The organism is Candidatus Electrothrix sp. (assembly GCF_052785085.1).
Map to the genome: position 1 here is coordinate 1 of NZ_JALAAI010000102.1, position 14163 is coordinate 14163.

Genomic DNA, 14163 nt, shown 5'->3' on the forward strand with positions numbered 1-14163 from the left:
TTGTTCAGATTATGCGTAAAATAAGGAGAGAAAAGGACTTAAGGGAGTTAATAGAAGAGCATTTTCATCCAGGTGTTCCAGCTATTTAAGTGGTACCAGAGGGATATGTCAGATAGGAAATTATCAGTATGCCATCAAGACGTCCTGCATGAGTCGCCTTAACTTCCTCCTGAGAGAGAACAGTAGCATTAGCCAACTCATTAAACTTACAGTCAAAAAACACCTTCGATTCTCCAAGAAAACGTAAATCATCCACGCTGATTTCTGAAAATGAAGGCCCATACAATCTGTCACCGAAGTCATTTCTACGCCCTTCCGTTGAAAGCATATCGCACACCGCCTTCATATTAACCCCGTACTTTATTCCAATACTCTCTGTAGTCTGTAGTTTATTGCATAGTCTGTTTGTTGCTAGGTCACACTCAATTGGAGCCCAGAAAGCTTGAAGGCGATAAGGGAGAAGGAGGCCATCTTGTTGAGGAAAAAACGTATTTCTGAGTTTAATAGTTTTAGGCAAGATGCCTTCATCAAAAATATCCTCTCCTACAAATTCACTCAAGATGAGATCTACTTTTCCAATTTTATCCAATATGCTGGTATCAAGAAGGTCTCCTTGGAGACACTCTACAATATCCCCTACACCATTTTCCCGAGCTAGTTGTTGTGCTTGATAAATGACAGGATGATTATCGACTGCCCATACTTTCTTGGCACCAAGCTGGGCTGCAATAGTCCCCATAACGCCCAAGCCTGTACCTGCATCCAATACTGTCATGCCTGGTTTTACCACACGGCGCAATGCCGAGACATAAGCGTCCATTTTCATTGAATCTGCCAGCATTTGATAGTAGATCATTGGAGTGTAGGGCAATTCATTTACAAACCAATATTCTGTATCCTTAAGAACTCCCTCATTAATCAGATGGTTGAGTGCCTTTTCCGTTGCAGCTGGTTGTAACTCAGACGCAAGGTCTTCTGTTATTACTTCGCGTGTTGCTCCACCAAGCCGTTCTATACACTCAAGTATTGATAACTCCTCGTCAGAAAGAGTAATGATGGTATTCGCACAAGCAGCAGAAATCGCTGTCAGCTTATCTCCAGAATCATTCCACGAAAGATTCCACTTATCAGAAAATCTATACATATCTTGATTGCCAATTCAGGTTCACAGAAGCAGATCCTTCTAAAAAAATAACCATAACTCATAAAGTTACAGGCTATTCTCAGCATAAACAACGCATCTCATTATAGTGCTTATAATCGTAGCAGGTTATAATATGAAGAACCACTAAAAATTTTCATTGCCTCCTACCGGGCCTGGGAGTATTATCAGAAAAATTATTCAAATCAGCTGGTTCATCAATCAAACCGGGACAACACAAACAAATCCCCCAGCACCCAGGCATCTTCTTCCCGGCGCATATCCGCCTCTTCAAAGGTGACAACCTGCCAACCGTGGCGCTGAGCAACCTCAGTCACGTATTCAGGCTGATGGGCAAATCGACCCGTTCTTCGTACCTGCCAGTTTTCCTGCTCACCATGCTCTGTGGAAAAAACAAAAAAACCACCCGGCGCAGTACGCTGAAAAGCTGCACAAAAGAGCGGTTCCAGATCAGCAAGATAGGTAAAAAGATCAGCAGCAATAAGCAGGTCATACTCTTGTTTTTCCTGCTCTAGAAAATAGACCACATCCTCAGCCACAAGCCGCTCATACACGCCCTTATCAGCTGCCCGGGCAAGCATCTTCCCTGACTGACAGATCCACCCCAACCAAATGCTTGCAGATACCGTCAAAAACCTTGCCAGCCAGCCCCGTACCACAACCAAGATCCAGGCAAGATGAAACCAGCCCCTCCTGGTCTTTTTCTCCTCCTGATCGTGTGCGACACATCAGGTCAAAAAGCAATTCCGGTACCTGATACCCTAATTCTCCCACTAAACTCTGCTCAAAGGTGTCGCTGTACTGATCAAAAAGATCGCACACATAGGCGTTTTCCGGTGTGCCAGTGGCCTTGCCTGTAAGGGCGGCCAGCATATGCCGGGTACCAGGATGATCAGGCTGGAGCTGAAGCAGCCGCTCATACAACTGCTCTGCCTGAACATAATCATGGCGCAAATGGCAGAGATAGGCATAATTATTCAAGGCCGAGACATTATCCGGGTCCAATGCAAGCAGCCGGGCATAATAGGCAGCTGCCTGGTCCCGTTCCCCGCTTTCCCGACAGCAATTGGCAAGGTTAAAAAGTACATCTCGGTCATCAGGTTGCAAGTGCAAGGCCTGCTTATAGGCCTCCACTGCCTCTGGATAACGCCAGTCCTGCTTCAAGGCCAAGCCCAGATTGTACCAGGTATCAGGGTCATCCTGGCGAAACTGGAGGGCCTGGCGAAAAACAACCACTGCCTCAGCAAAACGTTCAAGATCAAAGAGGGCCAAACCTTGATTATAGAGTATCAAATCTGCGTCTGGAAAATGAACGAGAATTTTTCCGTATAGCTCGACAGCCTTTCTTGCATCACCACCTTCATGGGCTGCAACAGCTTGGGTATAGAGCCTCTGCATATATTCGGCATCAGCACTGCCTGGCCTCTCTTGCTCCGAGATTATTTTCGACATGGTACAAAAATTATTACTAAGTTACAAATACATTCAGGTTAGATTCCCAGACCTGCTGGTCAGAAAAGAAAAAAAGGGATCATAGTTAAGGCAGGATTTCTTGCTTCAGCATGCAACAGGAGATACGATGCTTTGGTTTACCATCAGCTATATATTCAATAGTATCAGGCTGCAAGAGCTTATTCATAACACAACCCTCAGCAATATCCAAGGCAAAAAAACGATTCTCATACAACCCATCTCTCTTGACCAACCGATTATTCTCAATGCAAAGCTGATGAAGCGGGTAGTCCTCGCAAAGCGGGCATTGATACACCCTGCCATTGGGAAAAATAAAATAATTTTCCGCAACACGCCCTGCACAGGAAAAGGATTCATGCTTTTCAAGAAAAACTTTAGGATAGGTTACATGGATACCAGCCCGGGCCGCTTGTTGCGCTACCTTGGGCACAACCTCTAACCAATGCCCTGGCTCAACCTGCCACTGTTCCTCTGGCTGTACAGCAAGGGCTGATTTCCCCCGCAGGCCAATAACTTGAATAAAAAAGCGCCGTACCCCCAATTCACTCAGCAAGGCAGGCATTCGGTGCAGTTGTTCAATATTACGGGAAGAAACTGTATAAATAAGACTGGTACGAAAGCCTTGTTCCACAGCTCTGCGTATATTTTCTGTGCAAGTAGCAAACACGCCCTTTCCTCGAAGAGGATCATTAACTGTTGCATCAGGGCCATCCAGACTAAAGCTGAGGTAATCCAGTTCCCTTGGCTGCACTTGCTCCAGAAAATCATGAAAAAGATAGCCATTGGAATCCACAGTAACGCCAAAGTCCATAGACTTTGCAGCACGGACAATCTGCGCCAAATCAGGATGAAGTGTAGGCTCCCCACCAAGCAAAATCAAATTACTTTGCTGCCCGGATCGGGCAAAAAGACGGAGCCATTCAAGTGCCACGGTTGTGGACAGGGTTCCTGTTCCATGCTGTGAAGGATTAATATAGCAATGCTGACAGGAAAGATTACAGGCTGTGAGGAGATGTAAAAAAACATTTCGTTCACCTGCCTTAAAATCAACCGTCCTTGCTGTCATGTTGGCGGTCATGGTGGGCGTTATTCCTTCAAAATGAATTCTCTGCTCAGTTAACGGAGAACTGGGATAATCCGTCAACAATCTCTCCTCTTCTTGCAAAAAACATACTAAAGGCTGTGACTGAATGCGTCAAGAGCTTCTCTTGTTCTTCTCATGCTCAATAAACATTCTTTCTTTTCCTGCCAGCCTGCTTCAGACAACCTCTTTTACTCTTTTATTCTTTTATTAAGAGCAGATAGTGCATATAACAGCCCTTTGAAGTATTGTTTACTTTTTGATAGTAAAGTGGTAAAGTCCTGTTCAATTCTGGTGAAATTCTACAGAAAAAATATTTAGCAAAAAAGTCATTTGGAGTTCAGCAGGTGAAAAATATAAAATTTTTTATAGGAGCAACCCTGCTCTTTATAGCCCTCTTATTCGGCATTACCGCTGCAATAATACCCTCTCTTCTTTCTTCAGACTGGGTCAAGAACAACCTGATCAATAAGGTCAACAGCACATCATCAGGTAAGCTTGCTCTTGGTGATTGTGAAATCGGCTGGACAACAGGGCTTCAATGTTCAGATATTTCTTACCACGACCCAGGTTATCAGGTTAAAGCAGCCCGCTTGACCGGGAACCAGGGCCTGTTCTCATTAATAATGGCACCGAAAAATCTCGGAACCATTACTGTGGATGATCCTGTGGTGATTATCAGTCAAGCACAAACAAAGCCTCCAAAGGATAGCATTACCTCGTCTTCACAAAATAAGCCTGAGCATGCTGCAACAGCAGGAGAAAGCAGCAAGCAAACAGCAGATTCTGCATCTAAAAAGGACCAGCCCGACACCTGGTTCTGGCACAAGATGAGCGGCAAACTCCTTATTAACCGGGCAATTGTTCACGTACAACAAGGCGATCAGCAACCACAGCCTGTGTTTCATAACGGCTCGTTAAACCTGACCCTTGCTTCTGACACCCTGCATTTCAACCTCTCCCTGGCAACAGGTGAACAACAAAATAGCGGAGAAATGTCCGCTGCTGGTACGGCTCATCTGCCTTCCATAAAAGGTGATTTACTGGATCTCATGACTGCTGATATGCATGTCAACTTTACCGATGTTCAGCTTGCTCCTTTGTTGGCTTTAGCCTCTGAAGACAGCCCGGTTCCCCAGGGAAAGGCTGTTCTGCGCTCTGAACTGACCATAAAAAACACTGATGGTGGTAAACTTGTCGTGCGGGGACCAATTACTCTGAACGACCTGGATCTCACAGGTGGTTTTTTACAGCAAGACCATCCCAAACTGGATCAACTCGCCTTTGAACTGCACCTGCAACGTAATGAACAAAAGGAATGGCATTTACCGGAACTGAAAATGCTTTCTGATTTTGGCAGTGCAAATATTCAATCCAGCTACGGCAAACAGGGATTACAGGCCAGTGGCAAAGGCTCCTTTGACCTGCCGATCCTGTTCACCCAACTTCCTGACCTTTTCAGGATTCAGGATAATCTCCGTCTGGAGAACGGTAAGGCCTCACTGACCTTTGAAGTGACAGAGCAAGATAAGCTGATGCATATTCAGACCGAGGCCACAGTGGAAGAGCTTGCAGGGCGACAGAACAAACAAGCCTTTTCCTGGAAGAGCCCTCTGAGCCTGAGTGTGAAGGGCAGTCTGGCTGAGAAGGAACCTGAGGTGGAAAAGCTCGCTCTTCAGGCTGACTTCCTCAACCTTGAAGGCCAGGGTAACCTCCGGCATTTTACCCTGAAGGGCTCAGCAGATCTTGATAAAGCCGTTGAGGAAATTAACCGAATTATCCAGTTTGACTGGGATATTGGAGGACACCTCACGTTAAATCTGGAGACAACAAGAGATAACAAGGACCGTTATACCATACAAACCACAATTAATATTACTGACTCCCGATTCTCAATAAAAAACAAAGAAATCCTCCCTACCCATGATTTCCGCTTTGATGGTCAGATTGTTGCACCTGGATATTTCCCCGCAACAAAGGCTGAGGCCGCAGATTTCACCTTTGACCTCTCGTCATGGATTGGTGAACTCAATGGCTCATTAACGGGTATATATCGTGATCAGGAACAGATCATGGCTCATTACCAACTGGATTCTGACCTCCTGCTGGCACGGGCAACAGAACTCCTCCATCGGTTTGATATTCTTGAGCAGGAAACCAGTATTGGTGGAGACATGAAATTTCAAACTTCTGGTTATACGGAAAAAGACCGACTCGTGGTTAGTACCTTGAAGTCTCGAATCAAAGATTTTATTCTCTATCGCCAAGGGAAAATTTTCCAGGATCCTGAACTTGCCCTCTACACGACCAAACCTGAGCCAAGTCCTAATGTAGAAGGAGCTGTGCGTCCCCTTCAACAGGCTGACAGTAAGGATGCCTTTTTTGCCCAAGGTGGCGGCTATAACATGATTGATACGAAGAACCACCGTCTGGTTCTTCGTAATCTCTCGCTCACCTCTGGTTTTGCTGATATCAGGGCGAAAAAAATCTTTCTTGATGACTGGCAGCAAAAACCTGCCCCGGCAATCAAGGTGCTCCAGGTCAATGGTCACTCTGATCTGGGCAAGCTGACCACTCTGCTCCAACAACTGGGGGCAATGCAGTCTGAACAAGAAATTGGGGGAGACGCTATTTTCTCTCTTGATCTCACAGAAAAAAAAGAAGAGGTCAAAATAGCAGGTACAGCCCGACAAGGTAATTCCGGAACTGTCAAGCTTGACATTGACCAATTCACCTACAGTACAATTGAGAAGAGTAACCAAGGCAAAAAGCCCAGGGAAAAACTCCTTATCGAACGCCAACAACTGGTCTTTAGAAGCCGCCTGCACGGCGACCTCACAAGCGGTGATATACAATTCACCACCTTTGATATTGAATCAGCTCCTTTGAGCCTCCAGGCCAATGGAGATCTCCAGCTCAACGGCCCAAAGGCACATTTTGCTTTGGACGGACAGGCAACACCTGATTTGGCTGTCGTGGTTGCTCTTATTAATGGGATGTACCCTCTTGAAGTCTCAGCGACTGGAAAGAAAAAAGAACCTTTCACTCTCTACTATCCCCTGTCTACACCGAAAAATGAAAACGCCAGGATCCATCTTCGTTTTGCCACCAAACTCTATGCAGATTCCTTTTCCAAGTCTGGCATTGATGTCAACAGACTGACCCTGGACACGGACATGAAAAATGGGATCATGGCTAATGTGTTCAAAGGGATACTTAATGACGGTTGGTTGCAGCTTTCTCCCCGTATCGACTATACACAGACCCCACCCCTGTTGACTCTGCCTGAAGGCGAACAGGTGCTGACAGATGTGCATCTTGAGCAGGCACTGACCGAAGGAATCCTAAAAGACATCCACCCTGTTTTTGGTTCCCTGGCCAATCCCGCAGGCAGAATCAATGTACGCATGGATCGTTTTTCCCTTCCACTTGATGAAAAAGGTGTGGAGAAAATTGATTTTAAAGTCTTTGTTGACTTGACCGGGGTGGCTTTGGAACCCAAGGGTGTGTTGAACAGTATCCTGGATATGGCAGGTTATATGGACAAGACCCTGACAATGAAAAATAAAAATATGACCTGTGAGGGCGTGCAAGGACAGGTCAGCTGTACACCGATCAAAATAACGATTGATGGTTCAGAAATGATCATCAGTGGCTCTGCTGGTATGGATGGGAGCCTGGATTACATTGTCGAGGTTCCGGTGACCAAAAGGTTATTAGGCAAGAAAGGTTATGAGTTACTCAAAGGGACAACTCTGAAGATCCCCATTCGAGGGACAAAGGATAAGCCTGTCTACAGCCGTGAAGCCCTGATGCAGGCCTCATCGGATCTGCTCAAACAGGCTGCTGAACAAGCAACAAAGAACACCCTCAAAGAACAAATTGATAAGGCAGTGCCTGACCTCCTGAATAATCTGCTCGGTAACTAATTGTAACTAAATGGATTCCCTGCTCAAACTTTCCCTTATCGGTACTGGTGGTTTCATCGGGGCAGTCCTCCGTTTTCTGGTCAGCTCCTGGACTCAAGGACGTGCAGGTTTGCTTATTTTTCCCCTTGGCACCCTGACCGTTAATATGATCGGTTGCCTGCTGATTGGTTTTCTGAGTGCCTTGGTAGAGATAAAAGCTCTATTATCACCAGAGACCCGAAGCTTTCTTCTTATCGGGTTATTGGGAGCCTTTACCACCTTTTCTACCTTTGGTAACGAGACCTTCAACTTGATCAGAGAAAGTCGGCTGGAGCTGGCCTTGCTGAATACAGGAGGTCAGGTGGTTCTTGGTGTATTTTTGGTTTGGTTGGGACGTCTTCTTGCGAGCTTACTTTAAATCTGCATACAATTCCGGTTTGGTTACCACAATCAAGTGGACTGCCGCACCCCTATCTGTCCCACAATCCAGTCCACTGCCGCAGGTAAATCCTCAGCAACCTTATCAGGCTGCATCTCCTGCTCAGGCCCGATATATTGCAGGTCTCCCCGCCCATAACCAGTAAGCACCAGGATCGATGTAGCACCAGCCTTGGCCCCGCATTTCAAGTCAGACCAACGATCCCCGATTATAAAAGAACGATGCAAGTCAAGGTTACGTTCTGTGGCAGCCTGTTCCAATAGGCCGGTTTTGGGTTTACGACAATTACAGGTCTTGCGAAACTGCTCTTCCTTGGCTTCCGGGTGATGGGGGCAGATATAAAGACCATCAATATGCGCTCCTTCGGCAGCCAGCTCCCGTTCCATCTTGGCATGCACCTCATCAAGCAAAGAAGGGGGGAAATAGCCACGGGCCAGACCGGATTGGTTGGTCACCACCACCACAGGAATATTGCATTCATTTAATTGACGAATGGCAGCTGCTGCTCCAGGAAGAAGAACGAATCTGCTGATATGGTTAATATAGCCCATCTGCTCGTTGATGGTGCCGTCCCGATCCAGAAAGACCGCAGTTTTTTTTAGCATTTCCATCCCGTTCTATTTTTCCTTGGCTGGCAAGAGAAGCACCTCTGCTGCCTTTTCCGGCTGAAGATACCTGGCTGCAAGTCCAGAGATTTCATCAGCAGTAATGGATGCAATATCAGGCTGAATGGTTGTAGGCCATTCCAACCGCTGAGGATGACGGGAGGATTGCACCAGCACAGAGTTCAACCAGTAGCGATTGGTACGTACCATATCCCGAACCGAGGTCAGGGTTGGTTCTACAGCACGTTCCAGCTCATCCTTGGTCACTTTCCCTGTAGCAAGTTGCCCACCAAGCTCCTTCAGTTTGCCTGCCACCATCTCTGCCTGAGACGGGTCAACCACCACTACAGAACGCAAGACACCAAAGCCTGGATCAACAAGACTGGACTGATTATACGCATACTGAGAATAGGCGACCCCCAACTCCTCCCGAATCAGCTTACGCATCCGGTCATTCAGCACAGAGGCCAAGACATTAAGCCGTCGGGTGCGGGAGATGTCCCAAAAATCATCCGTGAGCCAGGCAACAGTCACCATACCTTTTTTACTCTGCGTCGTGACATCCAGTGACAAGGTTTTACCTGAGGGAAAGGTTATCGACTCTCCTTCTCTCTCTTGCCATTTTTTTCTGGTCTGTCCACCAAAATAACGTCCAGCCAGACCGAGTACCTCCTTGTCATCAAAATCACCCACCACAGAAATTTCCAGCATGCTCTCCTGAAAAACAGGACGCAACCATTGTTCAACATCAGTAAGCGTTACTTTTTCCAGCAATTCAAGTGGAACGACCCCGTAGCGCAAATTGCCGCCAGCTAAAAATCGTTCCCCTTGCAGATGCATCATCCCTTCCACTGAGCTTTCCAGCTGGGCATAAGCCTGGCGAATCTGTTGCATCCCTCGTTCAAAGGCATTTTTCCGAAAAGCCGGGTCATAAAGCTGGGTATACAAAAGCTGAAAAAGCAGTTCACTCTCGTTTCTCAATCCTTTACCCTGTACCTGAAAGCTGTCTTTCTCAACCTCAAATTCTATGGAGGAAGAATAGGGTGCCAGTACTTCCTTAAGCTGCTCCTTGGTCAGTTTTCCCAGCCCACTTTCCGGCAGCAGCTTTTCTGCAAGCAGGGCCTGACCAGGCTTGGTTTCAGCGAGTCGGCCATGTCCCAGCGTTGCTGTCACCTTGATTTCATTGGGTTGAAAATCCGTCTGTTTCAGATTTAATACCAACCCATTCTCAAAGACATAGCGTTCTGCGCCAATGTCTTTATAGCTCCTCTGCGTAACAACCTTACCTGCTTTTTCTGGAATAGGTAAATAGGGGAAAACAGCCTTTGCTCGTGGTTCCCAGGCCGCTACTTCGCCCTGTTCAGCCTTGTGCAGGGCTTTAATAATCATATCCTCTGGAGATGCACCGGTCTCAGGTTTCAGCTCTGTTGTTCCTATCACTTTAACCAGACGCCGTGCATGCCACATCTCCTGAAAAATCTGGTTCACTTCAGCGAGAGTCATGTTTTCCAAAATTGGTGCAAACAGGGCCAATTTCTGATCTGGAGAGAAAAACACCTCATTATCATTTAAGGTATTGATAATACCAGAAACCAAAGTCTTGCTTTCTCTGCTGTCTGCGACCTGTACTTCTTTTTTTAATGCAGTGAGAATTTCATTTTTTGCCCGGGTAAATTCAGCTTCTCCAAAGCCAAACTGTAGGGCCTGCCGCAGGGCTACACTCAAGGTTTCCAAGGTATCGCGCCATTGTTCAGGAGAGGTTCTGGCATCTATGGATGTATATCCCAGGCGACCAAAAAAAACATCACTGGAAAAGCTGGCCTTGGTCATAGGGCTTTCAGGTTGATTGACCAGGTGCTGCAAACGGTTATTCATCATAACCTGAGCAACATATTTTTTTGCATCAAGAACCGCTTCTGCCTTGGTGGGGCGTTGGGGGGCAACATTCCAGGCAGAATCCAGAGAAACCTCGGTATACCCAAGATCGCTCTCAAAAAGATATATGGCTTCGGTTCCGCTGTCTGCCACCTGTCCCAAATCAAGGCAGGAAGGAGCGGGTGTTTTGGCTTTCAGCCCGGAAAAATGCTTTGTAATCAGTTTTTCCAGCTTACCAAGGTCAGTATCTCCCACAGCAACCAGAATCATATTTTCTGGTCGGTACCAGGTTTCATAATACTGCCTGAGCAAGGCCGAATCAACCGTCTTCAGGACTTTATCTGTACCGATTACATCCCGTTGCGCAACCAGGGTTCCGGCAAACGCCTGTTCAATACTCTTCCTGGAGACTCTTCTTTGCGCAGAATCCCTGGTCTGTTTCTCTGCAAGGATAATGCCTCGCTCCTTTTCCACCTCCTCTTCCAGAAGCAATGCGCCTGCTGCATAATCAGTTAAAACCACCAGACCGTCATTCAAGGTCTTTTCCTTATCATCAGGAAGCAACAGCTTGTACACTGTTTCATTATACGAGGTGTGCGCATTGGTGTCGTTACCGTGCTCCATACCAATGGATTGAAAATATTCCACCAGGGTGCCAGGGGGATAATGGGTGCTGCCTTCAAAGAGCATATGCTCCAGATAATGCGCCAGTCCCCGTTGCTTCTCAGTTTCATGCAAAGAACCAGACTGGACATTGAGATACATGGCAACCCGTCCTTTGGGTTCCTGATTGGGCATGAGCACATAGCGAAACCCGTTTTCCAGGGTGCCAAAAACCAACGATGGATCAGGAGAGAGATCACTTTGCTCGTGGGGCCAGCCCTGAGAAATACAGAGTTTTGTTGCAGAAGATGCATTGGTGAGACCTGGAGCAACAAAAAAGGAGATGAGCAGAAAGGCTAGTAAGAAACGAGTACGCTGTACATGCATAGAACGATCCTTTTCAATAAAAGGTTGAGGGTAAAAAAGACAATATTGATCCTGGAATATTGAAGTTGCGTTCCAGAAAAACATCTGTAAACTCTGAGAAGGATACCACGTTTCTCCCTTCACCTCCAAGAAAGAAATAACCAAGTCTGTTCTCCCGCTTTGTTTGTAAGGCGTCTTGTTTTTCCGCAAAGGAGTTGAAACGAGCAAACAAAAGGTTGTTTGTAACAAACAGAAGGTTCCTGTTTATCAACGAAGGAATGTTAGTTATCAACGAAGGAATGTTAGTTATCAACCAAGGAGCGTTGGTTATCAACCAAGGAACGTTGGTTATCAACCAAGGAACGTTGGTTATCAACCAAGGAACGTTGGTTATCAACCAAGGAGCGTTGGTTATCAACCAAGGAGCGTTGGTTAACAACCAAGGAACGTTGGTTATCAACCAAGGAGCATTGTTTAACAACGAAGAAGCGTTGGTTATCAAGAAAGAAACTCTATTGAACAGGTAAGTACCCTTGACAAACGCATTGCCCGAATTGTCTGATTTTGCTTTACTCAATCAAAGCTACGCAACTTCCATATTCAGGATCCATGAGGCGGGAACAGGTGATCAGCTTTCTCTGCCAAGCCCTCTGCAATCTCCTTATGCAGCCCACGAATCAGGGCGATGGGATCCTTGCTATCCCGGATCGGGCGACCGATGACTACATGGTCAGCACCGTTAATAATGGCCTGCTTGGCAGTAGCAATTCGCTTCTGATCATCAGAGCCATCATCAACATTGGCTCCTGGCCTGATCCCCGGAGTAACCACCAGAAAATTCTCGCCCAGATCATCACGAAGTGGTTCCGCTTCCAGGGCAGAGGAAACCACCCCATCGCAACCGATCTCCAGGGCCTTACGCGCCCGATGCAGGACCAAATCCCCTACCGAGCCGGTCATCCCCATAGCCCGCATATCCTCTTCACCAAAGCTGGTCAGCACCGTAACAGCAAGGATCTTCATCTCGCTATCCTTATCCTGGACAGCTGCCCGTAAGATAGGATCATTGCCATGCACAGTGGCAAAACTGACACCCCGGTTTTTTAGCTGATCCACAGCCAGCTTCACCGTCTCCGGGATATCAAAAAATTTGAGATCCACCATCACCTTATTGCCGCGTGCAATAATAGCATCAATGGTGTGAAACCAGCCCGCTAAGAAGAGCTGAAGCCCTACCTTAAAAAACTTGATTTCGCTATCCAGCTTCTCCACCAGGGCCATTGCCTCATCAGGTGAGGTGACATCCAGGGCAAAGATAATTCGTTCGTTCAGGGGGATATTTTTTTCTGTCATGAATCCTTATACGTTATAGAATAAAATTCAGGCTGTTCAGCCTGTTGCAGCCTATCTATTTTTCAAGCTTTTGACTTCTTCAACAGATAAATCGGTCAGGTCCGCTATTTCCTGCGCATCAAGCACACCTTTTTTTATCAAATTCATCGCAATCTGAAGAGCCTTCTGTTTTTCACCTTGTATCACTCCTTGTTCAGTTCCTTTCTCAATACCTTTCATAACGCCCACAGTATACGAGGACTCCACCATACTCGCCTGATAATGCAAATCATCCTGATACCGTTCATAGGCCCGGCGTTCTTCATCGGAAAGCTTGAGGATGTCCAGCTCCTGCTTGGCCTTTTTTATTCCTTTGGCCTTGAAGTCATTCTTGATCTCCTCATTCTTGAGAAAGTAGATCCACTCGTCCAGGGTGTCTTTGGCAATATCGTCGAAGTTGTTGACCTTGATCAAATAATATTCAGGAAAAATTTCATAGAGCTTATCCTTTCCGTACAGCTTCCGCTGCTCGTCGGAGAGTTGCAGCAGATCCTGCTCATGCAGCCCTCGAAAGGAGGTGGTGCCGTGATACACGTAGTCATCCCCATGCCCCAGATCAAAATAGAGGATATTGATGGAAATAACTTTGGCGACTGCGGAATACGGATTTTTTTTCTGAAGATGTTCTGTGATCACCTTGGAGGTGCCGAACAGAATCCGCTGGAGATAATCGAACTCCCGTTCATACTGCACCTCAATGATGAGTATTTCCTTCTTCTCATTTAATACCTTGAGGTCAACCCGGTTGAATTTATCGCGTGCATCTTCTTTATTGCTCTCGCTTTCGAGCAGTTCCAAAATCGTGATATTGTCTCTGAGCAGTTCGCTGAGAAAACCTTCCAGGATTTCAAAGTTGGCCTTGCTCCGCAGGAGCTTTTTCATGGCCCAGTCAAAGCTGATCAGTTTTCTTTGTGCCATTGCTTTCTCCATGCTTGCTTATTATGCCGGTTCATATGATTCAAGTTCACGTAACGAAGCAACGGCCTGATTACGAACATGAACGTCCACGTCATCAAGAAATTTTTCCGCCAACTCTTTCGCTGTTTCATCCGCGAGCCAGCCGCCGGGCAGGATTTTGAGGGTTTCGGTACGAAGTTCGGGGACGGGTGAATCAAGCAGAACTATTAAATAGCTCTACAGTCGCAAGTTCTCAACGGTTCCCGGTGAATTAAAGCTGTGTTGAGATTTGCGCTGGATTACCCAGTTTCCCTGGCCCACGCATTCGAGTTTTGAAAAATCTTATCCTCGATTTTCCCCTT

Annotated in this window: 11 protein-coding genes; 3 read left to right on the forward strand and 8 right to left on the reverse strand. The window is 46.6% G+C overall.

The features are described from left to right. Window positions 1–85: 85 nt before the first annotated feature. The 4 genes from L2082_RS14520 to L2082_RS14535 all read right to left on the reverse strand — a co-directional run bounded on the left by L2082_RS14520 (window position 86) and on the right by L2082_RS14535 (window position 3701). Window positions 86–1144, reverse strand: a complete 1059-nt coding sequence (locus L2082_RS14520) for a 50S ribosomal protein L11 methyltransferase (RefSeq protein WP_446010681.1) — start codon at window positions 1142–1144, stop codon at window positions 86–88. 215 nt (window positions 1145–1359) lie between these two features. After that, on the reverse strand, window positions 1360–1743 hold the full coding sequence (locus L2082_RS14525; RefSeq protein WP_446010680.1) for a class I SAM-dependent DNA methyltransferase: 384 nt from the start codon (window positions 1741–1743) through the stop codon (window positions 1360–1362). Further along, window positions 1724–2614 carry a tetratricopeptide repeat protein gene (locus L2082_RS14530; RefSeq protein WP_446010679.1) on the reverse strand — a complete coding sequence of 297 codons (891 nt, stop codon included), beginning with the start codon at window positions 2612–2614 and terminating at the stop codon, window positions 1724–1726. The genes L2082_RS14525 and L2082_RS14530 overlap by 20 nt, the downstream gene beginning before the upstream one ends. 85 nt (window positions 2615–2699) lie before the next feature. Further along, window positions 2700–3701 carry a radical SAM protein gene (locus L2082_RS14535; RefSeq protein ID WP_446010682.1) on the reverse strand — a complete coding sequence of 334 codons (1002 nt, stop codon included), beginning with the start codon at window positions 3699–3701 and terminating at the stop codon, window positions 2700–2702. Between the two features lie 362 nt (window positions 3702–4063). Here L2082_RS14535 and L2082_RS14540 point away from each other — a divergent pair, with 362 nt between their 5' ends. Both L2082_RS14540 and crcB read left to right on the forward strand, forming a co-directional pair. Next, entirely contained in the window at window positions 4064–7645 is a 3582-nt protein-coding gene (locus tag L2082_RS14540; protein WP_446011895.1) for a hypothetical protein, read from the forward strand. A gap of 10 nt (window positions 7646–7655) precedes the next feature. Further along, window positions 7656–8042, forward strand: coding sequence for a fluoride efflux transporter CrcB (crcB, locus tag L2082_RS14545; RefSeq protein WP_446011896.1), 387 nt, complete (start codon window positions 7656–7658; stop codon window positions 8040–8042). Window positions 8043–8074: 32 nt separating this feature from the next. Here crcB and L2082_RS14550 read toward each other — a convergent pair whose 3' ends face one another. Together L2082_RS14550 and L2082_RS14555 are read right to left on the reverse strand one after the other, a co-directional pair. Then, window positions 8075–8674, reverse strand: a complete 600-nt coding sequence (locus L2082_RS14550) for a D-glycero-alpha-D-manno-heptose-1,7-bisphosphate 7-phosphatase (RefSeq protein WP_446011897.1) — start codon at window positions 8672–8674, stop codon at window positions 8075–8077. A gap of 6 nt (window positions 8675–8680) precedes the next feature. Then, window positions 8681–11533, reverse strand: a complete 2853-nt coding sequence (locus L2082_RS14555; protein ID WP_446010645.1) for a M16 family metallopeptidase — start codon at window positions 11531–11533, stop codon at window positions 8681–8683. 194 nt (window positions 11534–11727) lie between these two features. Here L2082_RS14555 and L2082_RS14560 point away from each other — a divergent pair, with 194 nt between their 5' ends. Beyond that, window positions 11728–12039, forward strand: coding sequence for a hypothetical protein (locus L2082_RS14560; RefSeq protein WP_446010646.1), 312 nt, complete (start codon window positions 11728–11730; stop codon window positions 12037–12039). A gap of 73 nt (window positions 12040–12112) precedes the next feature. On the opposite strand, the gene pyrF is transcribed toward L2082_RS14560, so the two are convergent. Further along, entirely contained in the window at window positions 12113–12865 is a 753-nt protein-coding gene (pyrF, locus tag L2082_RS14565) for an orotidine-5'-phosphate decarboxylase (RefSeq protein WP_446010647.1), read from the reverse strand. Between the two features lie 51 nt (window positions 12866–12916). Further along, window positions 12917–13822: an Rpn family recombination-promoting nuclease/putative transposase gene (locus L2082_RS14570; protein WP_446011898.1), complete on the reverse strand. Its 906-nt coding sequence runs from the start codon at window positions 13820–13822 to the stop codon at window positions 12917–12919. Between the last annotated feature and the right edge of the window lie 341 nt (window positions 13823–14163).

Bases quoted from the DNA above. Each gene is read 5' to 3' on its own strand.
- L2082_RS14520 (WP_446010681.1), bottom strand. From the start codon at position 1,144: ATGTATAGATTTTCTGATAAGTGGAATCTTTCGTGGAATGATTCTGGA.
- L2082_RS14525 (WP_446010680.1), bottom strand. From the start codon at position 1,743: ATGCTTGCCCGGGCAGCTGATAAGGGCGTGTATGAGCGGCTTGTGGCT.
- L2082_RS14530 (WP_446010679.1), bottom strand. From the start codon at position 2,614: ATGTCGAAAATAATCTCGGAGCAAGAGAGGCCAGGCAGTGCTGATGCC.
- L2082_RS14535 (WP_446010682.1), bottom strand. From the start codon at position 3,701: ATGACAGCAAGGACGGTTGATTTTAAGGCAGGTGAACGAAATGTTTTT.
- crcB (WP_446011896.1), top strand. From the start codon at position 7,656: ATGGATTCCCTGCTCAAACTTTCCCTTATCGGTACTGGTGGTTTCATC.
- L2082_RS14550 (WP_446011897.1), bottom strand. From the start codon at position 8,674: ATGGAAATGCTAAAAAAAACTGCGGTCTTTCTGGATCGGGACGGCACC.
- L2082_RS14555 (WP_446010645.1), bottom strand. From the start codon at position 11,533: ATGCATGTACAGCGTACTCGTTTCTTACTAGCCTTTCTGCTCATCTCC.
- pyrF (WP_446010647.1), bottom strand. From the start codon at position 12,865: ATGACAGAAAAAAATATCCCCCTGAACGAACGAATTATCTTTGCCCTG.
- L2082_RS14570 (WP_446011898.1), bottom strand. From the start codon at position 13,822: ATGGCACAAAGAAAACTGATCAGCTTTGACTGGGCCATGAAAAAGCTC.